The organism is Streptomyces sp. F001, from assembly GCF_004187715.1.
GTDB lineage: Bacteria > Actinomycetota > Actinomycetes > Streptomycetales > Streptomycetaceae > Streptomyces > Streptomyces flavusporus.
On sequence record NZ_QZWF01000002.1, the window covers coordinates 1,129,615 to 1,151,089 of the forward strand.

14 protein-coding genes and 1 pseudogene are annotated in these 21,475 nt (G+C 68.0%); 11 read left to right on the top strand and 4 right to left on the bottom strand.

The window, feature by feature from the left end; all coding sequences use genetic code 11:
* The first annotated feature begins 423 nt into the window (after positions 1–423).
* The gene (locus tag StrepF001_RS12800) at positions 424–5,826 is read left to right on the top strand and encodes a hypothetical protein (RefSeq protein WP_129798325.1); all 5,403 of its coding nucleotides are present in this window, start codon (positions 424–426) and stop codon (positions 5,824–5,826) included.
* A gap of 316 nt (positions 5,827–6,142) precedes the next feature.
* A complete protein-coding gene (locus StrepF001_RS45580) occupies positions 6,143–6,781 on the top strand; it encodes a hypothetical protein (RefSeq protein ID WP_165396243.1) in 639 nt (212 codons plus the stop codon).
* A gap of 229 nt (positions 6,782–7,010) precedes the next feature.
* Here the strand turns inward: StrepF001_RS45580 and StrepF001_RS47785 are convergent.
* A pseudogene (locus StrepF001_RS47785) lies at positions 7,011–7,103 on the bottom strand (IS5/IS1182 family transposase); the annotation flags it as partial.
* A 309-nt stretch (positions 7,104–7,412) separates the two neighbouring features.
* On the opposite strand from StrepF001_RS47785, the gene StrepF001_RS12815 reads away from it, so the two are divergent.
* Positions 7,413–8,180 (top strand): phage Gp37/Gp68 family protein, encoded by a 768-nt coding sequence (locus StrepF001_RS12815; protein ID WP_129798327.1) that lies wholly within the window; start codon positions 7,413–7,415, stop codon positions 8,178–8,180.
* A gap of 11 nt (positions 8,181–8,191) precedes the next feature.
* Here the strand turns inward: StrepF001_RS12815 and StrepF001_RS12820 are convergent, their stop codons facing one another.
* On the bottom strand, positions 8,192–9,307 hold the full coding sequence (locus StrepF001_RS12820) for a three-Cys-motif partner protein TcmP (protein ID WP_129798328.1): 1,116 nt from the start codon (positions 9,305–9,307) through the stop codon (positions 8,192–8,194).
* A gap of 395 nt (positions 9,308–9,702) precedes the next feature.
* Here StrepF001_RS12820 and StrepF001_RS12825 point away from each other — a divergent pair, with 395 nt between their 5' ends.
* The 7 genes from StrepF001_RS12825 to StrepF001_RS50075 all read left to right on the top strand — a co-directional run bounded on the left by StrepF001_RS12825 (position 9,703) and on the right by StrepF001_RS50075 (position 15,076).
* Positions 9,703–10,650 carry a hypothetical protein gene (locus tag StrepF001_RS12825; RefSeq protein WP_129798329.1) on the top strand — a complete coding sequence of 316 codons (948 nt, stop codon included), beginning with the start codon at positions 9,703–9,705 and terminating at the stop codon, positions 10,648–10,650.
* 80 nt (positions 10,651–10,730) lie between these two features.
* On the top strand, positions 10,731–11,639 hold the full coding sequence (locus StrepF001_RS12830; protein WP_240797449.1) for a hypothetical protein: 909 nt from the start codon (positions 10,731–10,733) through the stop codon (positions 11,637–11,639).
* A gap of 12 nt (positions 11,640–11,651) precedes the next feature.
* Complete coding sequence (locus tag StrepF001_RS12835; RefSeq protein ID WP_129798331.1) at positions 11,652–12,677, top strand: DUF955 domain-containing protein; 1,026 nt, start codon at positions 11,652–11,654, stop codon at positions 12,675–12,677.
* 147 nt (positions 12,678–12,824) lie between these two features.
* Positions 12,825–13,109, top strand: coding sequence for a DUF3892 domain-containing protein (locus tag StrepF001_RS12840; RefSeq protein ID WP_129798332.1), 285 nt, complete (start codon positions 12,825–12,827; stop codon positions 13,107–13,109).
* A 113-nt stretch (positions 13,110–13,222) separates the two neighbouring features.
* Positions 13,223–13,483 carry a multiubiquitin domain-containing protein gene (locus StrepF001_RS12845; RefSeq protein WP_129798333.1) on the top strand — a complete coding sequence of 87 codons (261 nt, stop codon included), beginning with the start codon at positions 13,223–13,225 and terminating at the stop codon, positions 13,481–13,483.
* Positions 13,458–14,627: a ThiF family adenylyltransferase gene (locus StrepF001_RS12850; protein WP_129798334.1), complete on the top strand. Its 1,170-nt coding sequence runs from the start codon at positions 13,458–13,460 to the stop codon at positions 14,625–14,627. The genes StrepF001_RS12845 and StrepF001_RS12850 overlap by 26 nt, the downstream gene beginning before the upstream one ends.
* Before the next feature lie 50 nt (positions 14,628–14,677).
* Positions 14,678–15,076, top strand: coding sequence for a DUF6527 family protein (locus tag StrepF001_RS50075; RefSeq protein ID WP_346656932.1), 399 nt, complete (start codon positions 14,678–14,680; stop codon positions 15,074–15,076).
* A gap of 153 nt (positions 15,077–15,229) precedes the next feature.
* Here StrepF001_RS50075 and StrepF001_RS12855 read toward each other — a convergent pair whose 3' ends face one another.
* Positions 15,230–16,816: a hypothetical protein gene (locus StrepF001_RS12855; RefSeq protein ID WP_240797450.1), complete on the bottom strand. Its 1,587-nt coding sequence runs from the start codon at positions 16,814–16,816 to the stop codon at positions 15,230–15,232.
* Positions 16,817–17,195: 379 nt separating this feature from the next.
* Complete coding sequence (locus tag StrepF001_RS12860; RefSeq protein WP_129798335.1) at positions 17,196–17,462, bottom strand: hypothetical protein; 267 nt, start codon at positions 17,460–17,462, stop codon at positions 17,196–17,198.
* A gap of 167 nt (positions 17,463–17,629) precedes the next feature.
* Between StrepF001_RS12860 and StrepF001_RS12865 the strand changes: the two genes are divergently transcribed.
* Entirely contained in the window at positions 17,630–21,379 is a 3,750-nt protein-coding gene (locus tag StrepF001_RS12865; protein ID WP_129798336.1) for an ATP-binding protein, read from the top strand.
* The last annotated feature ends 96 nt before the right edge of the window (positions 21,380–21,475 follow it).

The window sequence follows — 21,475 nt, forward strand, 5'->3', positions numbered from 1 at the left end:
GACTGCCGCAGTTGCGGTGAGAACGCCTACTGCGGGGTGCTGGGGGAGTGCGCCGGAAGGTGGTCATGGGCGCAGTGCCGTGGCAGGTAGGCGAGAGCTGGCGGAGTCGGTGCGGCGAGGATGCGGAGGCTCGCGAGCCCTTCTCCGCGAAGTGAGGGTGGCCGGATGGCGGACGCCTGCGGTCCCGCGCCTTCCCTCAGTCGTCGACACAGTGTCCGGTGGTTGTGAACGGGGCAGGGGAGGCCCAGTTGCCGACCGAGGAGAGGGCGCTGGCAGATGCCCGTGACGCTTCGCACGGTTTGGCACAGGGCTCAGGGGACCAAGGGGCCGGGTCGGAGAAGGTGTCGTCGACCCACCAATTTCACAACCGCACATACGGTCCAGATGTCCAGACTGTTTGGACATTAAGGGTATGGTGGCCGCGTGACTTCAACCGTCGACCTGCTCCGCGGCATGTTGGGCGGCAACGCGTATAGGGCCTTGGAGGCCTTGGCTGGCACGGCCACGCCCTTGTCCGGCCGGATGGTCGCGAAAGCCCTGGACGTATCGCCGACTACGGCAACAGCGGCCCTGGACAAGCTCCGAGAGGCCGACTTCGCCAACGCAAGCCAGGTCGGGCGGGCCAAGCACTGGCGTCTCAACACCGACAACGACGTGCTGCGCACGTGGCTGGAGGAGACCCGGGTGAGCGCCGCTGACGCTCCGGCTCCTACCGGGATGAGCCCGTACGCGACGGGTGGCGGCGGCGTCACCTTCGAGCGCAAGGTCGCCGTCCAGTACCTCGCCCATCTCCTTCTCGGCGATGGCGCGTCCGAGCTGGGCGACAGTCGGTCAGTCGTCAGCGTGGCCTTTCAGAAGGCGCCGGAACACTCGGTGGACGACCTCGTCATCCACGCGGCCCGTGCCGACGAGCCGGAGCCGTCCCTGGTACTCGCCATGGCCGTGCGCCGCGCACCTGACCTTGTGCAGAGCAACGAGTCGAGCGCCAAGCTCATCTGTACGTTCGTGCAGGAGGTCCTCAACGCACCCGCAGAGGGGCCTGAACACCGGGCGGCTCTGGTCGTCGCCGGTCCGCAAGAGCACGCGGAGCAGCTGGCGGTACTCGCTGCCGAGGCCGTCATGCAAAAGGATGCGCCCAGCTTCTTCGGTCTCATCCGGACGCACCGGAAGTTCCCCGCCGGCGTTCGCACACGGCTCACGCACATCGAAGAACTTGTCAAACTCGCACTGGCCACGCTCGGCACCGCCGACCCCAGCACACAACTTGTCGAACAGCGCACTTGGGAGCTGCTGTCACGGCTGACCGTGCTCATGCCTCGACTCGAGACACCGGACGAATCGGACTGGTCCCGAGTAACGAACTCCTTGATCCCCGTGGCCCGCGGCATGGACCTCTACGGGGCTACGCGGTTGCTGGAACGGCTCGTTGCTCTGGCTGACGAGTACCCGCCGAAGGCGGCCACCGTCGACCTGAGTCTTCTGCGTCGCGATGCGCACCAGGTCCTCGACTCGGCCACGCGTCGCCACCGGCAGGGATGGAGGGCACTCGGTCACCTTCACGAACGGGCTCTTGCATCGGTGCGCGACGAGATCGCTACCGAGGACAGTCGCACGGTGCATCTTGACCGGAGTGACACGGCAAGTCAGCTGCTCCAGCTCGTTAAGTCCCCGGCCGCGGCTGTCGTCGCGCACGGTGACTCCGGCGTGGGCAAGAGCGCCCTGGTCGTGCGCACGCTCGCCGACGCTGCGCACGACCCTGATTCCCTGCAGGTGGCGTGCATCAACCTGCGGCATCTCCCCCCGACCACCGTGGAATTGGAGTCTGTACTCGGCACTTCGCTTACCGCGCTTCTCGGCGAGCTGAGCGCCCCTCGACGCCTGCTTGTCATCGACGGCGCCGACGCGCTCGCCGAGGGCCTACGGAACCCCTTCCTCTATCTGATCGACGCGGCTGGTCAGGCCGACGTCAAAGTTGTCGCCGTCACGGCGAACGACGCCCAGCAAGTCGTCCGTGACACGATCAACGAACGCTGCGTCGGGGAGGTCGCCGGCTTCGAGGTACCACTGCTGACCGATGCCCAGGTGGCCGAAATCGTCGCAGTCTTTGACGAGTTGTCCGCCCTCGCGGCGGACTCGCGGTCACGTGAGCTGCTGCGCAGACCCGTGGTGGTGGACCTGCTCGTCCGAGGAGGCGTGAAGACCACACCCCTCAGCGACGCCGATGCCATGCAGCAGGTGTGGTCAGGACTGGTGCTCCGCCAGCGTCCTGAACGCGGGACCCCGGACGCCCGGAACATCGCCCTTCTCCGCCTGGCCGCCCTTGAACTCGGCCAAGGAGACCCCCTGGAGGTCGTCGGAGCGATCGATCCCACGGCGCTTGCCGGACTGCGCCAGGACGGAGTGCTGCGTACGGACACGGACGACCCGTTTGCCATCGGCCCGCAGTTCGCACACGACGAAGTGCGCCGGTATGCGATCGCCCGGCTCTTCCTCTCGGCCGGCCACCCCACGGCGAAATTGATCGAGGCCGGCGTGCCTCGCTGGGCGCTCGGTGCCGCACGCCTTGCCTGCCAGGCACTGCTTGCCGTTCCCGACACCCCGAAAGCCCCTCTGCACGGTAGGTTCGCCCGCCTGCAGCAGGCCTTCGACGACCTGGTCACGGCAGGCCACGGCGACCGCTGGGGAGACGTGCCCGGTGAAGCGCTCCTGACACTCGGAGCGCCCGACCCGGTCCTGCGCGAAGCCTGGCCGACACTGCGCGCCGAGCCCGGCACCGGCCTGCGGCGACTCATCCGTCTCGTGCACCAGCGGCTGCACAACGAAGCGGGCCTAGTGCGGATCGCCGCAGCCGAACCGCTCATCGCCCTGCTCCTTGAGGAAGACGAACCCTGGCGACAAGGCAAACACGTCGAGGACGTGCTGAGGGACTGGCTCCACGCCGTCATCATCGCGGATACTCCTGCCGGGTATCCGCTCCGGGTCAGGCTGCACGATCGCCTGCTTGCCGCCTGCGCCGCTGCTGATCGCAGGCTTAGCGACGAGCAGGCAGCCGCGGCTGCGGCCAAGGCGGCTCTGTCGCCGGAGGAAGCCGAAGCCGAGCGCCAGTACCTGGAGAGGCGGCGGCTGCTCTTCATGGGAGACAGCCGTCGGCGCGAGCGCCTTCGTCGACGGCTTGAGCTCCCTCGTGAGATCACCGATGAGCTCATGGTCGAGTTGTTGGCACTGCTCGGACCGGATCTCGGGGAGGACGGCGAGGCCGTCCTGCGCCGCGTTGCGCGCGACGCGCCGGCCTGGGTCGGTCCCGCCGTCGAGGAGGTACTGACCGGCCGGGCGCTGGCCATGTATCGGCGCGGTTTCCTTGCCGAGCTGACCGAGGCCTACTACATCAACGAGGACCAAGACGGGGCAAGACTCCACCAGTACGGCATCCGGCGCCATAGCGCTCGCATGCTCGGCGTGGGCCCTCTTGCGGCCTGGTACCGCGGCCCGTTCATGCCGCTGTTCCGCTCGGACTTCCGCAACGGCGTCTCGGTACTGAACCGCATGCTCAACCACGCCGCACTGGCGCGCGCACGCACCCTCGCAGCCGGTCACCGCCACGACAGCGCCCGCATCGAGGACCACAACCTCGACGCCTACCGCACTGACCTCGACGTCGCAGGGGCGCGCCGGATCTACGTCGGAGACGAGCACGTCTGGCTCTGGTACCGGGGGACGGGCGTCGGCCCGTATCCCTGTATGAGCGCACTGCAAGCGCTGGAGCAGATGTGCGACCAACTGGTCGAGGCGGACATCCCCCTGGACACGTTGGTCGCCATCTTGCTCGAGGACTGCGAGAACCTGGCGATGGTCGGCTTGGTCGTCGGGCTGCTCGTTCGCCACCTGGAACGCGCCGACCCTCTGTTGGACCGCTTTCTCACCGAGCCGGTGATCTGGAGCCTGGAGTTCGGACGTGTCGTCCAGGAAGCGAGCGGCTTGAAGGCAGCCGCCGAGGGACTGGCGGCTCCTGAGCGGCGGCGCTGGTCGCTGCGGGAGGCAGCCATGACGATGGTGCTGCGCGCTGACGATCAGCGAACGGATGAGCTACGACTGATCGGGCAACGGCTTGTCGCGACGGCCAGGCGACTGGTCGAGGAAGAATTTAGCGAGTTTGATGAGCCAGCCGTCCAAGAACAGCTCGCGCCGGTGCGTGCCTGGGCCAGCATCCTCGACCGTGGCACCTACCAGGCGCAGCAAGTGGAGGAGGGACTGCAGATCCAGAGCACGCCGCCCCAAGACGTCGTTGAAGCGCTGCAGATCAGGAACGTCGAAACGGCCCGTGCGCAGGAGGCCATTCGGCTCAGCGTCCGCTATTACATCGATCCCAAGAACGGCAAGGACGACGCCGTCGACGCGGACGACTTGGTCTCCGACCTGGCTGTGGCCCAAGAACTTCGTGAGAATCCGCCCGGCCTCGACCCCAGTGGCCAGTGGGATGCACCAGCCGCGGTGGCCGCGACGGCACTCACCGCAGCCATCGTGGACGGCGTCGTCCTGCCCGTCGACGCACTGCGCTTCGCCGTCGACACACTCCTGCGCATCGGCGAGGACGCGGTACCACCGCGTCGGTTCGAATCCGAGGACTCCTACTTTGAACAGGGGGCGGACCGCATTGCTGCACAGGCGCTGCCGCTCCTTCTTCTGCCTGCTGCTGCGGAGCTCCGCGCCCAGCTTGACGGCAAAGACGGTTCCACGATGTACCGTCAGGCCGCTGTCGCGGCGGGCAAACTGGCGCATTCTCTCCCCAACGAGGTTCGTGTGCAGCTGGCCCGCGGCCTCGACCATGTCTGGCCGGCTGCGTGCACAGCCGGAAACACCACCTGTCATCACGAAACCGCCTTTCAGCTAGCGGTCGAGACGGTGCGCGACTGCACCCTCGGAGACTGGGATCCCGAGACCGGCCAGCGCAAGTTCGTCGTGCTCGACGATCCCGTCAAGCACTCGCTCGCCGGAGCCGCCGCCGACTCCATCTACGTAGACCGCCTCGATGCAGCGATCAGGGCCCTCGGCCCGGCATCGGCGGCGCCGAGCTGCGTCTCGGCCACAGCTCGTGAACTCCTCGCCGTCCTCCTCGCCACGCACCGCCGCGCGTTGCTCGCGTCCGAGTACGACATGGACAGCCGCGGCACCCACGCCCTGATCGCGGCGCGGGCACTGCTTGCGGTGGCAGGAACGGGCGATGACGCACCCGTCTTCCAGCACATCGACGCCTATGCCGACGATGCGACGCTCCTCGGCAGCTTCCTGTGCGCGCTGTCCTCCGCTGCCGAGGAGTCTGCGGACAGAGCAGCCACCGCGAAGCGGATGTGGCCGACCGTGATCGCCCATGTGATCGCGCTGCAAGCCTCCGGGCACACTCCCTTCGCAGGGCGAAGCGAGTACCGCTCCGCCCTGGCTTCGCTCCTGCCCAACCCCGCCCCCGAAACCGCCTATCTCTACCGGGAAGTTCAGGGCGAGCCCATCGTCTGGTGGGATCCGCTGGCCTGGCAGGACACCGTCGCCCAGTGGTTGCCCTTCGCTCAGGGCCACGCAGCATGCGTCGATCAGCTCATCGGCTTCATCAAGCCCCTGCCGGCCGAGGAGCAGGTACACCTCGGCCTTCCCTGGGTGGCGAACCTTGTCCTCGCCAATCCCAGCCAAGTAGCGACCCGCACTTACCTACTGACGTCATGGCTGATCGAACTACGCCAAACTGTGGCCGACGCGGGCATGCCAGCCGACTGGCAACGGGTGGTCGACGCACTCGTAGTTGCTGGAGTGTCCCGACTCGCACCGTACTCGGAGTAACCGTGCCGGGAGACGGAGCGCGCACAACAAGGCAAAGTCGACGGGTACGGTGACGCAGTGAACATCGATGGCCACCGCTGCGCGGAACCCGAGAGACGTCCCCTTCCGGGCGGGCGACACGGACGGTGGTGCTGATAGGGCTGTCAGCTGCGGAGCAAGCCCTGCGGACGGCGAGTTCAGCGGGCGGGCGGCTGGTCGACCTGGTGCGTCGCGAGAACCAGGGAGCCGGCCAGGCCTGCCCGTGGGACCTGGTCGTCTCCTCAACGCCTCGCCCCAGCACAGGGCCGCCGCCGCTTGGATCGTCGCTGACGAGATAATGAAGTCCCGCACAGGGATCAACAAGGACGCCTATGCACTGTGGCGGGATTCCACCCTCGACGACACCACCCTGCAAGGGCGCGAGCACAGCACTGTTCATTCTTTCGCCTACCCGGTCTTCGGCGCGGCCGGGGCACAGAAGAAGGCCAATCATGGGCTGGCCGGCTACACCGGCGAGTGGCTGTGGTACCTCATCACCCGGGATATGGCTCCCGGCCCGGGGCACGCGGTCGAATTCCTCAGCGTCCCGGGCCCGACCGTAAGCGACAGCGGCGGCGACGGCATGATCGTCCACCGGGTAGACGGCACTGCGCAGAGCTTCGTCTTCCGCCTGTGGGAGATGAAAAAGTACAGCGCCAAGGCCGATGACCCCGCCAACACCATCCGCGGGGCGTGGCAGCAGCTCAACACCAAGGGCTCCATCTACCTGGGCCAGATGCCCTGGGCCGACCGGCAACTGGCTGCGGACACCCGCGTCTTCCTCAGCAGCGTGGTGCAGCAGTGGGTCGACGCGCAACCCACCGGCAGCGGCGGGGTGAGCGTAGCCCTGAACACCTCGGCGACACCCCAAAAGGCATTCCACCTGTCGGTCTCCTCGGTGACCTGCTCTCTGGCAGAACCGTCTCCACACCGCTGACCCGCATCGACGCCGCCCAGCCAGCAGGCGGCCCCCTCTCCCTCACCTGCGCAACCCCCACCATCGAAGCCATTCGCGACGGCCGGCGCATCGCCACCGTCCCTGCGGACCACCACCTCGATGTCCTCGCCGCTCTCGACAGCGGTCTGGAACTGCAACACGTCCTGAGAAGAGGGCGCCTTTACACCACGCGCACCGCCAGGTAGTCGTCCACCCGGCACCTGCGCGGCGGTACCCGGCTGCGGTCAGTCAGTAGACGGATCTTCGATCCGGCCTTGCCACGGTCAGTCGGATTGGGTCCGGTCAGTGGCCCCCATTGCTGCCCGCATACTGGCGGAGTCGATCGCGCACCGCGACTTCAGTGCAGCTCGCCACGGGCACCGAGCTCGACCAGGACCACGCTGTGGAGCCGGGCCCAGACTGTGGACGGACCGGATGACTCAGTCGTGGAACTGCCTCGACATTCATTTCGAATAGAGATTCGATTGATGGGGGTTCGGAAAGGTATCAGTAGCGGTCGCATACCCGTGTACGCATCCCGCTACTGCGGTTGGGACGGCATCGTTAGGCAGCGCAACGTGACGGACGGCAGGCGTCGAGGCGGCTTGGACGTGAGGGTGGAGGGGGACCGGTGAGTGACCGCAGTTCTATCGAGTGGACCGAGGCGACCTGGAATCCGACGACGGGCTGCGACCGGGTGTCGGCCGGATGCGACAACTGCTACGCGCTCACGCTCGCCAAGCGGCTGAAGGCGATGGGGTCGGCGAAGTATCAGAACGACGGGGATCCCCGTACCTCCGGTCCGGGTTTCGGGCTGACCGTGCATCCGCAGGCGCTGCGGGTGCCGCTGGGCTGGCGCACGCCGCGCACGGTGTTCGTGAACTCCATGAGCGATCTCTTCCACGCCCGGGTCCCCCTGGACTACGTGCAGCGCGTGTTCAATGTGATGGCATCGACGCCGCAGCACACCTATCAGGTCCTGACCAAGCGGGCGCGGCGGCTACGACAGGTTGCGGACCGGCTCCAGTGGCCGGGGAATCTGTGGATGGGCGTGTCGGTGGAGAGCGCGAAGGAACTGCCGCGCGTGGACGATCTACGGCTGGTGCCGGCGTCGGTGCGGTTCCTGTCGTGTGAGCCCCTGCTCGGCCCGCTCACGGGTTTGGATCTGGACGGCATCGACTGGGCGATCGTCGGCGGTGAGTCCGGCCTGGGAGCCCGGCCGATGGACCTGGCCTGGGTCGGTGACATCGTCGAGCAGTGCAGGCAGTCCGGGACGGCGCCGTTCGTCAAGCAGCTCGGCTCGTGCTGGAACAAGACCCATCACAAGGACATCGCACGCTTCCCCGCCGACCTGCGGGTGCGCGAGTATCCGCAAGCCCGGGACCGTGCCCCGGCCTGAACGGTGGGACGTCAGGCGGCAGCAGGGAGGCTCACCTGGCTCTTGCTGGTGAGCTTGCCCGACGAAAGGATCACCACGGAGCCGTCCTGACGCATCTGCCGCACCGCCTTCAAAGCGTGCGTGGGCATCCAGCGGGAAGTCTCGGTCAGCAGCCACTGCCCGACCGCCTCCACCGTGGCGGGACCGGACACGAGCCGTTGCGCCACCAGCTCCAGCAGCTCCGGGTCGCACGTCTCGAACGCCTGGAAGAGGTCGAGCTGACCGACAGGCTGGGCGCCGCGGGTGCGGGGATCCTGGAAGCTTTCGCCGTCGCGGTCGTCGACGTTCCACATCGCTTCCTTCATCGCCTTCAGGCCCGCATCGCTGCCGGTGCCGAACACCAGGTACAGAGGCTGCCCGGTGCGCGGCACCAGCCGGAACTGCAGCTGGTAGGCGAAGCCTGCTCGCCGCAGCGCGCTGCGGTAGGTGCCCAGCCAGGCCCGCCATCGTTCATCGGGCCGGGCCTCGTCCGCGGCCGGCGCCCAGTGCTGACGGCCGCCGAAGACCGTGTCGAGGACGTCGGCGTTCAGTTCTTCCCTGCGGCTGAACCAGTTGGGCCCGAAGGTGGTGATGACCTCGCTGGAACGGTTGCGGGCGATCCTGCGCGTCACCTCCAGCGGCACGTTCACGCTGCCCCAGCTGTCGAAGATCCCGAGAATGGGATGGCCCCACGCTTGCAGCTCGGTCAGCACCGCAATGCTGTCCCGTCCCGCCTCCCCACGGCGGACCTCCACCCGCACCGGAAGCTCCGACAGGTTGCCGAACCGGCCGGTCAGTTCGGACACAAGGTGTTCGTGGCGGGCCCGGTCCTTCTCGATGAAGACCAGGTGCACCCGCTCAGGAGTGAGGTTCATCCGGTCAACGGCGGTGTGGTTCAGCAGCCGGTCCAGGATGAACACCGGGGAACCGGGCTCTCCGCCCTCGTATCGGCCCGGTCCGGCGAACGCGTCCAGCAGTGTCACCCGGGGTCGGCTGTATCCGGTGCGCTGCGACGTCTGCAGCAGGATCGGCCACCACGCATCGAGATACCTCTGGTAGAGGCGATGCTTGGCTGCCGTAGCAGGCTCCAGCGGCCACAGAACACCCATGCCGGCCCCCTCGGTCAACAGAATGTGCACCGATTGTCCGCTGAGCATCCGTCAGACACCAGAGCGCCTTTCCTCCGATCCGAGACCCATTGCGGGCCGTGAGTGAGGGTTCGCACGTTTCCGGTGCGGCCGAGGCGTACGCCGCAGCCCTCGCCTCGTTTTCGGCGACCTGCCGCCTCGAGGCACCGGTCGGCCGAGTCGAACCGCTCCAGGCAGACGTGGCATTGCAGAGTGCCCGCGGCCGATCGGCCAGAGACGCCCAGTTGGTTGCGCTGTTCCGTGAAGCAAGGGATCTTGGGCGCGTCGCGCGCCTGGGCTTTGCACGTTGGTGTATGCAGACCTGAAGGTCGGCCGCTGCAGGCGCCGAGCGGGGAGCATGGGATCGGGGGTGGCTCGTGGCCAGCGGGGCTTTCGAGGAGCTGCAGACCGGCGAGTTCGGGCCGGCCACGTTTGATCTGCTGCGGCGGCTGGTCCACCAGGTGCGCCGTGCCTCCGGCTTTCCGCCCCCGGAAGGACACACCGTCTGGAGCGATGACGCGGCCTACGACGTGATCCGTGCGATGTGGTCCCAGAAAGGGGGACAGCGGTTCGTGACCATCTGCTTCGTCCAGGCCGCCGACGAGGCCTCCCTGGAGCGACTGTTCCTCACGTCGATCAAGAACTTCCTTATCGATGAGGCGAAGAAGACGCCGCGGGGCAAGCTCCGGCGCCGCATCGCCCGCTTGATGAGCGAGGACACGGCCTACCGGAAGAGCAGCGGTTCACCGCCGCGCTGGGCGCTGGCCGAGCATGCCGAGGGAGCTGTGTGGCAGGGAGATCTCGACGATCTCATCGCACAGGCGGCAAGCGTGACAGGTGTCGGCATCACCCGATGGAACCATTCCGGCCCCACACCCAAGCAGACGGCCCATGCCCTCAAGACCATCCTCCTGCGCGTGCTCCAGTACGCCCAGGGAGCGGTGCGGGAGGAAGACCTCGCCAAGGTCCTCGAGGCCCGGTTCGACCTCCTGGCACCGGCCTGCTTCACCGCGCTGTACGCCGATGAAGGGACCGTCGCCGAACTCGTCGACCAGCACGCGGCCATCACCGCACCGGACCCCACGGGAGTCGACGGAGTGGCCGAGGACATCTGGCAGCGCCTCTCACCCAACGAACGCCTGTTGCTTCCCTACCTCGACAAGGACGCCCATCACGCGGCGCAGCTGCTGGAGATCCGGCAAGCTCATGCGGCTGCCGTCCTGTCGAACCTCAAGACAGCGCTCCGTATCGCCCTATCCGCGGACAGCGACCCCCAGGCGGTCATGACCGCCCTGTTGCGGCGCTGCGGCGACGCTCCTTCGTGAACAGCCCCAGTTACGTCGTCTGGATCCGGTGAGAAGAGAATGCGCTGATGGACCACAGCCGAGGAGACGGGGGAGACGGTATGAGCTCTGTCCACACCACTGCCTACCAACGGCTGGTGGCTGCCGCAGCGGGACTGAAGGTGCCCGACGCCGTCCGCCAGGTGGCCTCCGCACCACCCCAGGACCCGCAGCCGGGCCAGATCTGGCGCGCAGCATGGGAGGACACCATCCAGCTGCTGCTGATCACAGCGGCCGGCGACGATGACACCCTGTGCGCCGTGCCGGCCTCCTTCGAACGGTACGCCGACCCCGACACCCTACTCCTGCCCGCTCCCGCGACCACCCTGGAACAGCCACTGGCCCTGTGGTGGGGCCTGGAAACGACCCTTCCGTGGTGTGTGCTGGACCGGCAGGTCAGCGAGCTGACGGGCCGCCCTCCCGTCCTCACCGCCCGTACGCTTGCCGCCGCCGTGCCCGGCACGCAGTGGGGGAGTGGCCCAGCCTTGTCCGCGCCGACCATCGAGTACCGCGGAGTCCTGGCCGATCAGCTCGCGCTCTTTGCCTCGGCGCAGTGGGCTCCCCAAGGATCGGGAGGCCTCAACCAGCTGTTTCGTGACCACGGCATCAGTGCCCCGCTTCTCGGGGCCGAACTGAAATTGCCGCCGCCCCAGGCTCTCGCCGTCTGGAGGGGGCAACTGGCCCTGACCGCTGACCAGGCCGCCACGCTCGCCGATCGCCTCAAGCAGCCGGCCAGTCAGCTGCTCGAGGCCAACCCCGCCTTGCCGTCCGCCGTCGTGCACGAACTTAACCGTCCCCTGCGCCGCAAGCAGGTGAAGGCGCTCGCCGCTCAGCACGACGAGACCGAGCGCGATGCCCGGCTGCGCGCCGCCTACGGTATCTACACGCTCGCGGCACGCGACGACGACCGCACGCAGCCGAACTGGACGGCACGCACGGACCGCTACTTCGAACTGCGTCTGGGCGAATAGGGGGCACAGCGCGTGGTCAACTACGTGCTCGCCGGCGCTGCCCGGACCCAGGCCGCTGCGATGATCCAGGAACTCGAAGCGGCTCGTCCCGGCGCGGTCGAGCGCCTGGCACAAGGCGCCCTCGCGGAGCTGAGAACCTGGCCCGAGCTGACCGTCCTGGAGGTCGACGAGAATCTGACGGAACAAGGGTGCAGCGTCGCCGGAGCGTATGACTTCGGCCCGCCACCGCACCTGTCCGTCGCCACGTCCGCCAGCCGTGCACGGCGGGACTTCACCGCCCTACACGAATTGGGCCACCACCTGCAGAAGAACAGCTTCGCCCTCATGGAGCCCTTCGGCAGGGAACCCGACGGTGGCCTCCTTCTGGAGGATGCAGCCTGCGACGCGTTCGCAGCCGAGATCCTGCTCCCCGCGCCCCTCGTCAACCAGCACCTGGACACCAAGGGACCCACCGCGTCGACGGTCACCCAGCTGTGGCAGGCGAGCAACGCCTCCCGCATGGCGGTCTGCGTTCGAGCCGTCCAGCGTCTCCCTGCCCCTGGCCACATCCTCCTCCTAGACACCACAGGACACCTCGCCTTCGCGGCATCCCACGGCCTTCCGCCCCTGCGACGCGGCAGTTTCCAAGGCGACATAGCCGTCATCGACCGCGCGCTGACCGGTTCCGGCCACGCACGTGGGCTGACCCAGGTTCGCTACCGCGACGGCATCCTTGGACGGCAACTCCACACCGACACCGCGTCCATGGACGGCTACCTCGTCGCCGTCCTCGTCACCGACTCCGCCCCCTGGCGCACCTTCACCCCACCCACCCGCGACACCGGCCCCCAGTCACGCGACTACATCTGCGCGAACTGCGACGAGGAGTACCGCTCCTTCGACCCCGCCTGCCAGCGCTGCCACATCCCCCCGTGCCCCGACTGCGGCCGCTGCGCCTGCCCGCCCCGCGTCACCGAACGCCTCTGCCCAGGCTGCTTCACCCTGCACCCGCCCTCGATGTTCCCCTCGGGCAGCGACCGCTGCCTCAACTGCGACTGACGCTTCGACACCCCCATCTGCACCACGTTCACCCCTACCCGCGAGTTACGTCGTCCGTCCCAGGCGAAGCACCCCACCCAGGGGTGATCACGGAACCCGGGCGCCGGCCGCGGGCGCCGTCGGAACTTCGCCGGCAGGAACAGAACGATGGCTATTCAGATCACCGCGGTGCGCCTGTCGACCGGCGGCACCACGCACGAACACATCACCCACCTGTGGTGGACCGAGCAGGCGTCCCGCAAGACCGGCGACAACACGCGGGCGCAGATTGTCGACTGGATCGAGAACCAGGCCGGCAAGGCCTACACCAGCGACCGAGCCGGGCACCGCACGGAAGTCGCCGTGGTGGCGCCCGCCCGAGGCGAGAAGTACCTGAGGACCCACGCCGACGGCGTGTGGACCAACAACCTCCTCGCCCTTCCCCGGCGCTGACCCGCCACACCAACACGGCTGTCCGGCGCGCCGCCCATGCGGTGGCCCGCCGGACGCTCGCCCCGCCCGGGGCACCTCCGGGCGAACACACGCCCCCTCACCTAGGAGGACCCATGTCTCAGGACAGCCACGGGCCCGCGCCCGTCACGATCATCGTCAACGCCCGCCCGCACACCTGGAAGGCGAAGGAAATCACCTTCGAGCAGGTCGTCGACCTGGCCTACCCCGGCCAGCCGCCGAACGACCAGGACACCTACACCGTCCGCTACAGCCGCGGCCACGACGGCCACGGAACGGGCAGCCTCACCGCTGGCCACAGCGTCAGAGTGAAGAAGGGGATGGTCTTCGATGCCTACCGCACTTCTCGCTCGTGACCCGGACCTAACCCGCCTCCTCGACGACGGCTACGACGTCGTCGTCCACGCAGGCCACATCGTCGTCCGGCACATCCCGTACGTCACCGAGAACCGCACCGTCGAACACGGCTTCTTCGCCTACCCCGTGACCATCAGCGGGGACCGGCTGGTCTCCGGAACCGACCACCGCATCTGGTTCAGCGGCTCCGCTCCCTGCGACGAGCACGGCCGCCCCCTGGCCCTCGCCAATCCCGAGACCCGGGTGATCGCCGAGGGCATGCAGGCGAACTTCATGCTCTCCAGCAAACCCAGCCCCGACGGCTACCCCGACGAGTACACGAAGATCACCGCGTACGCGAGGATCATCGCCGACCAGGCGCAGGCACTCGACTCCTCGGCCACCGCAACTCCCGGCGCGGCATGGCAGGAGATCGAGGATGATAGCCCCTTCGTCTACCGTGACACCGCCACCACCCGTGCCGGTATCGCGGCAATCAACCGCCGCTTCCGAGGCCACCGCATCGTGATCGTTGGCCTCGGCGGCAGCGGGAGCTACATCCTCGACCAGGTCGCCAAGACCGAGGTCGATTCGATCCTCCTCATCGACGGCGACACCTTCGACAACCACAACGCCTTCCGGGCCCCCGGCGCCCCCACCCTCGACACCCTCCGCGCCCGCCCGCCCAAGGCCACCCACTTCGCCTCGATCTACGCCGACATGCACCGCGGCGTGTCCGCCTGCGAGCAGTACCTCGACGAGGACAACCTCGACCTGCTCACCGGGGCCACGTTCGTGTTCCTCGCCTCCGACGCCGCCGCCGGCAAGCCGGCGATCATCGACTGGCTCGAAGTCCACGACGTACCGTTCATCGACGTCGGAATGGGCATCGAAGAGATCGACGGCCGCCTCAGCGGACTCCTGCGCGTCACCACCAGCCTCCCGGGCCGCCGAGACGCAGCCCGCCGCCGTATTCCCCAGCCGGCGCCCGAACGCGACGCCTATGCACGCAACATCCAGACCGCAGATCTCAACGCGCTCAACGCCGTCCTGGCCGTCATCCGCTGGAAACGCGCCATCGGCATCTACGCCGACGCCACCGGCGAGAGCCACACCACGTACTCACTGATCACTAACGAGATCGCCAACGAGGACCTGCCGTGACCGCACAAGACACCCTGCGCCCGGTCTTCACCGAGACCTTTCCCCCAACGATGGACTCGGGGCTTCTCTACGTCTCGATCCCCTACCGCACCTGCGGTCACCTCTGCTGTTGCGGCTGCGGCCACGAGGTCGTCACACCCCTCTCCCCAGCCCAATGGTCCATCACCTACGACGGCGAGAACGTGTCTCTCACCCCCTCGATCGGCAACTGGGCTCTCCCTTGCCGGTCGCACTACTGGATCCATGACGGCCGTGTCCGATGGAGTCGGCGCTACTCGGCGGCAGAAATCGCCCAGAACAGGGATCGTGACCGTCGTCTGCTCGCCCGAGATTCCGAAGCACAGGCCAGGGGCGCTGGCCAGGCTGCGTCGCCACCTGCAGTCGTGGCGTTGGTAGGCCAACGAGCGGGCCACGCAACGCTCGGACACCGCCCTGTTGAGCACCGATAGGACTTCTCTGTGGAGTCCCGGATACCGCAGAACGTGCGGGGACCGGGCAGGAGGCTGGATGAAGACGGTGTGCGACCGATGCCCATCCGGCATGGTCCGACGCACCCTCATCATCCTCAACGGGGCCGTGCACCGCCGACTGCCTCGACGCGGCTAGGCAGTTTCGGCCGGATCAAATGTGGACCAGTCGATCCTGCTGATGACCCAGGCCGGCACGGACCACACCCCGTGGTTGCCTGGAAGATCAGTCGCGGAGACCGACAGTTGGTATGCGTCGGGGCCTTGGAACCCGTCCCTGCTGCTACCCCACCAGGAGCTCGGGTCATAGGTGCACGCCACCTCGACCTCTCCGGTCAGATCGGAATCCTCTCCGGAGGGGTTGGTGCGCCAGAGAGCCGCCGTCAGTGTCCAATCACCGCCGTCACGCTTTATGCCCACGCCGACCCGGGCCGGCACTCCGTGGATCTTCGCGCTCAGGTCGGAGCTCCCATTCCAGGGGAAGCCGGTGTCAAGGTCGAGACCAGGAACGCTGGTCAGCGCCTCCGCCAGGGCACTGAGTGCGTCATCGTCATCATCAAACGCCCGCTCGACGAGCAGGGCGGTGGCGTCCGCCTCTGCCGCCACCGCGGTGATCGCGCCGTCCGTGAAGCGGAAGCTGAGCTGTGCCCGGACCAGGATGTTGTCGTAGTGAAGGACCGAGACTTCTGGATCGCCGCCGTTGAGCAACGTCTGGACCGTTGCTTCACCCTCCGCCAGGAAGAACGCCGTGGCGTAGGCGACATCGTGCTTGGCGGACCCGAGATCGTCAGGCCGGGTGCGGCCCGGGTTTTCCTCCGGACCGGCGGCGCCATCGGTGTCATCCGGCACTCCGTGCTCGACGCTGACGTCGTAAAGTCCGGCGAGAGCGACGAGCCTGCTCACGCTGGCTCCGTAGGCGCTGAGACTGGTGCCGTCACCGTCCCTCTCGTGGGCGATCGCGGATTCCAGCCCCAGGATGGGGCCGATGTCGAATCCCGCATCCTCGTCCCCGCCATCGAGGTTGCCGACGGGCAGTCGGCTGAGGAGGTAGCGCACGATGGACGACTGGGCGTGCCCGTCATCGACGGTGACATCGAACAGCGTCGGCCGCAGTTTCTCCCTTCTCAGGATCAGCGGCACCGGCTTGTTCCATGCCGTGAAGGCCCGTTTCACGTCACCGTCCGAGGAGACGATCACGATCTGTTCGGAGGAGGCGCGGTCCAGCACATCGCGCAGCCAGGCGCTGTCACTCGCGCCGGTCTTGACGTCGCCCTTGAGCTTGGCCGGCTCGTGCTGGAGAACCTGATCCTTCAACGCTGCGGCAGCGCTGGCTCCCGACAGGTTGATGATCTTTACGTGCGGTATCGCGCTCAAGTTGGCCAGGACGGTATCGATCACAGTGTCGCGGCTGCTGTAGTACGCCGCAGGCGTGTCCACTTGCAAGCCGGCCCGTTTCATCCCCTCCCGTTCTTGCCGTGCGGCGTTTTTGACGGCTTGCCAGTCGCGGGCCACATGCTCAGCCCACTCCCACGACACCGGCTCGGGTACCCAGGTCTCGATGCCGATTGCGGCGAGGCGGCCGGCGAGCCGTTTGAGGTGCTCGAAGTCGGGACGGGCCTTGCCGTAGGCGTTGGCATCGAAGACGACGGCCTTGAGACGTTCCCTTGCTCGCAAAGGGAGTTGAGCATCATCCGTAGGACCTGATGAGGAAGCACGCGACATGCATCGCATTCTTCCAGGCCAGACCCCCATCACACACGATGAGCCAGTCCGGCGGATGCAGCAGACGAAGGTGGTCCAGCGCCTCAAGGCCGGATCGGCACGGCGGCGACGCTGTGTCACCGACGCGCCCTCGGCGCAGGCGGCCGATGGGGGAGTCGGGCTCAGGACACCGCCGGCCCAGGTCGAGGGACACCCTCCCGTGAGCAGGCCCCGTGCGGTGCAACGAGCAGATGAAAGGACGGGACGCGCGTCCGACTTGCAGAATCGGATCACCGTCGAAGCGGCCGCCGCCGGTTGTCGAGGAATTCGTCGATGATGGCCTCGATGCCGGTCTCGATGACCTTCGGGGCGACCTGGCAGATGAGATAGGACAGCGGCTTCATGCTTCGTTGTCCGGGTGGCGTGGCTCGCCATGCGCCCGCTGGTGATAGGCCGGGGCTGCGTCGGCAGGAGGTGGTGATGGCAACGTAGAGAGCCGCGTACCGCCGACATCGCGCCCAGTTTGGAGGAGCTGCGCGAGAACGGCGGCGGCTGCCTTCCGGCGTGCGGGCTGCGTGGACCACACCGCGGGCAGCACGACGCCCGCGAACACGGAGAACACCAGGGCCAGCACCAGAGCCGGGACAGGGACGGTGAGCCAGGACATGCGCACTCCTCAAAGAGGATGGGGGTTGTGTCGCATCGACCGTGGCGGACGGCAGGACCGGGCCGCGGTTTTGTTGAAAAGTCCCAAAGCAGACGGGAGTTGACGCAGGTCACTGCCTACGCTGCCAGAGATCACACTGAATCAGCGTGAACGGCGGGGGTGGGTGCGTGAGCGTGGGGGAGACCTCGGGACCTGTAGCGGTCTTCTGCAAGCTGCTGGGACGCCTGGTGCGTGAGTGCGGCATCCAGCAAAGCGACCTGGCACGCGCCGTGAACCGCAGCACCGCCGCCATCTCCATGCTCCTCAACGGGCATCGTTCCACCCTGCCGCCCTGGGACGATGTCGCCCGCATCGTGGAGTACTGCCACCAATACGCAACCACCACCCCGCCGTCCGGGCTCACCCTCGACCTGGCCTACTGGCGCCACCGCCACCATGAGGCGGAAACCGACGCCGACCAGGCGCCACCGCGGCCACGCGCCGCCAAACCGCCCGCTCTGCCACGCGCCGAGACCATCCCCGACGACTTCGTGAGCGCCGTGAACGTCCTCATTGGAGAAAGGACGGGCTTCGACCGGCTGGCCGCAGAACTGCTGGAGCCACTGAAGCTGCACGGCGCCGTCGTCACCGACCTGAACGCTGTGCTGGAAGGGTTCGCCGACCGGGTACGGGCCAGCTGCGGCACCACCCGCACCGCCCTGCTGCGCGCGGCCGATCTGGTCATCCTGGTGACGGCGTTCTGCGAGGCCGTGGGCACCTCCGGCATCTACTACACGACAGAACTCGGGCACGAGCAGGCAGACCTCACCGGCGACGTGGTGGCCGAACTGGAGCGCGTCACCCTGGGATCACAGCGGGTGCGGCATCCCGCCGAGCTGCGCGCGGAAATCGCCGCCGCCTATGCCTACGCGGCCGACACCGTGTGCGACGAAAGCGGCGTGGGCGGCCAGCAGCCAGACAGACTCGCGCACCGCGCCTGGCGCCGCTACCAGGCCCTGCTGGCCCAGGTGACGTGGGAATGCCCCGAACTGCGCCTGACCTCCGAGACGGAAGATCCGCCCGAAGCCCTGGACCCGCCCGAGGCCGCGACACAGGCTGGCCTACCCAGCCGGGGCCTGGCCGGCCTGTCCCGGCTGCTGGAGACCTTCGCCCAGGACAACGCCGCCCCGGCCCCCGCGCACCAGCAGCACCTCCGTGCCCCGCTTGCCCATGTCGAGGAGTCGGGCCCGCGCATCCCCGACCTGGAAGCCGGCTACATCAACCCCGCCTTCCGCGTGGCCGGGCGCTCAGGCGACCGCACCCTGGCCCGTGACGACTGGTGGGAGGCGCAGCCGCTGTGGGGCGACCTGGAGGACTTCCTCGCCGCCCATCTGCTGACCGAGGACGCCACCCGCGCGCCACTGCTGATCCTGGGCCACCCCGGATCCGGCAAGTCGCTGCTGACCAAGCTGATCGCCGCCCGCCTGCCCGCGGCGGAATTCTTCTGCCAGCGCGTCGAACTGCGTCACCTCCCCGCCGACCTGGGCGTCCAGGAGCAGCTCGAGGAAGCGCTGCTGCGCTCTACCGGCCGCCGCATCCCCTGGCCCGACGTGACCGACCCTGACGCTGGCGTCGTCAGAGTTATCCTCCTGGACGGCTTCGACGAACTGCTCCAGGCCGCGGCCGACCACATGGATCCCGCTCGCCACTTCACCTACCTGCAAAGCGTCCAGCAGTTCCAGCAGCGTGAGGCCGACCACGCACGCCCCACCATCGTGATCGTCACCAGCCGTACCGTGGTCGCCGACCAGGCCCTGACCCCTCATCTCAGCACCGTCATCCGCCTGGAACCCTTCGACGCAGACCGCATCCGCGGCTGGCTCCACGTCTGGAACACCACCAACCGCCGCTACTTCTCCACCCACGCCCTGCAGCCCCTGACGTGGGATGTGGTGGGCCGCCATGAAGAACTCGCCGGCCAGCCGCTGCTGCTGCTCATGCTCGCCCTCTACGGCGCCTCCGACAATGCCCTGCACCATTTGCACGGTGAGGACATGCAACGCCTGAGCCTGTACGAGCGGCTCCTGACCGAGTTCGTCCGCCGCCAGGTCACCAAACACAACGCGCTGCCAGCCGACACCGAGGCCGCCCGCGTCGAACACGAACTGCAGCGCCTGTCCGTCATCGCGATCGGCATGTTCAACCGTCACCGGCAAGGCATCACCGCCACCGACGCCGAACAAGACCTCGCAGCCCTGCTCGACACTGTCCCCTCTGACGCCGCGCCCCTGCTGTTCGGTCGCTTCTTCTTCATCCACGAAGCCCAGGCAATCGTCACCGGCCGCGAACGCCAAGCCTACGAATTCCTGCACGTCACCTTCGGCGAGTACCTGCTGACCCGCCTCGTCACCGGCGAACTGCGCCATCTCCTGGCCACCACCAGCCCGGACAGCGGCCACCCCGTCGACGACGGCCGCCTGTACGCGCTGCTCTCCCACGTCCCGCTCACCGACCGGGCCGAAGTCGTACGCAACACCAGCGAACAATTCACCCCCCTCATCCAGGCCGAGCGCGCGGGCCTGACCACGCTGCTGACGAACCTCTTCAGCCAAGCACTCGGCGACACCCACCACCGCACCCACGTGCCCTACCGCCCCGGGCCCACACACCGCACTCAGCAAGACGCCGTCTACAGCGCAAACCTGCTCCTGCTGGCCGTCCTGGCCCACTCCACCCTCCGCGCCTCCACCGTTGTGGGCACCCGCAACACGGCCGACCGGTGGCGCCGCCACACCCTGCTGTGGCGCTCGCAGTTCAGTGACGGGTCCTGGGACGCCTTCACCCGCATCCTGACCGCCGAGCCCTTCACCGATCCCGCCACCGGCCGCGGGGACCTGCACGTGGGGCTGTCCACGAGCCGACCCGAACAAGAACTCGCCTGGGCCGTCAACCTCGCCACCCGAGACGACACCACAGCGCAGACCTTCCACCACCGCGACGGCGCCGCCCCGGCCAGCCTGTATCGGCCGGCGGCCTTCACCTACGACCTCGGTGCACAGCACGTGCTGCACGCCGTGGCGCCGGTCCTGCACCAGATGCCCGCCGCCCTGGAGACCTACCACGGGGTGGACCGCACACGCAGTCTGTCCCTCGCGCACGCGCTGATCTGCCTGCTGTACCGGCCCGCCAACGATCCATGGCCGCCCGGCGCCCCCTACGCCGAACTTCTCCTGATGCTGCGGAGCCTTTCCGGCAACGAGCGCCTGCTGGCCGCGGACATCCTGGGACGCCACCTGCTCCACGCCGCCGCCGACCTGCCCGTAGCCACCGTCAGCGACATCCTTGACCAGCTGACTACCACCCAGTTCACCGGCGCCGGCGGCCTGTCCGCCCGGACCTGGCTGGTCCTCGCCCAATGCGTCAACGACCTCGCCGGACGTCCCGACGTCCCGCACGACCAACTGGGCCGGATCACACGCCGCTTCGGCCCCGATGCACCCGCCCTCGATGCCGGCGGCGACCCACTGACCAGACTGCTGTGCCTGCTCACCGAGGCCCAGACCAGCACCATGTGGCAGGCCGCAGACCACCCACCGGGCCGGGCCGTACTCACCGAAGGCATCACCCTGCTGGAACGCATACCCCACCCCAGGCCGCCCCAGGCCGCGGTCGGCCTGCTCCGCCTAGCCCGCGACCTCGGCGCCGACGATTGGCTCGCCCAACACGCCGAGTCGTTGCTAATCACACTCTCCCGCGGCGGACTGCAACGCCTGCGCCCCACCGATGTCGACTGGCTGCAGACCATCGTGCGCGACGCGAGCCTCCTCGCCGAACTGAGCACTGTGCATCGTGAAGTTGCAGGTCACGGGACTGGTGTGCGCGGGGTTCGGGATGCTCGGGCTGGTCGCGGGCGGATGACTTCGGTGAAGATCGTCTGACCGGGTGGCTGGGGCCGTTCTCGGGTTCTGCTGCGCTCACCGTGGCGACGCTCCTACGATCCGTCACCGGGCCGGTACACCGGGAGGTTGCGGGGA

What these genes read in the sequence shown, in the direction of transcription:
- StrepF001_RS12830 (WP_240797449.1), top strand. Translation starts at nt 10,731, where the DNA reads ATGAGCTCTGTCCACACCACTGCCTACCAACGGCTGGTGGCTGCCGCA.
- StrepF001_RS45580 (WP_165396243.1), top strand. Translation starts at nt 6,143, where the DNA reads ATGAAGTCCCGCACAGGGATCAACAAGGACGCCTATGCACTGTGGCGG.
- StrepF001_RS12850 (WP_129798334.1), top strand. Translation starts at nt 13,458, where the DNA reads ATGCCTACCGCACTTCTCGCTCGTGACCCGGACCTAACCCGCCTCCTC.
- StrepF001_RS12860 (WP_129798335.1), bottom strand. Translation starts at nt 17,462, where the DNA reads ATGTCCTGGCTCACCGTCCCTGTCCCGGCTCTGGTGCTGGCCCTGGTG.
- StrepF001_RS12840 (WP_129798332.1), top strand. Translation starts at nt 12,825, where the DNA reads ATGGCTATTCAGATCACCGCGGTGCGCCTGTCGACCGGCGGCACCACG.
- StrepF001_RS12820 (WP_129798328.1), bottom strand. Translation starts at nt 9,307, where the DNA reads ATGGGTGTTCTGTGGCCGCTGGAGCCTGCTACGGCAGCCAAGCATCGC.
- StrepF001_RS50075 (WP_346656932.1), top strand. Translation starts at nt 14,678, where the DNA reads ATGGACTCGGGGCTTCTCTACGTCTCGATCCCCTACCGCACCTGCGGT.
- StrepF001_RS12845 (WP_129798333.1), top strand. Translation starts at nt 13,223, where the DNA reads ATGTCTCAGGACAGCCACGGGCCCGCGCCCGTCACGATCATCGTCAAC.
- StrepF001_RS12855 (WP_240797450.1), bottom strand. Translation starts at nt 16,816, where the DNA reads ATGTCGCGTGCTTCCTCATCAGGTCCTACGGATGATGCTCAACTCCCT.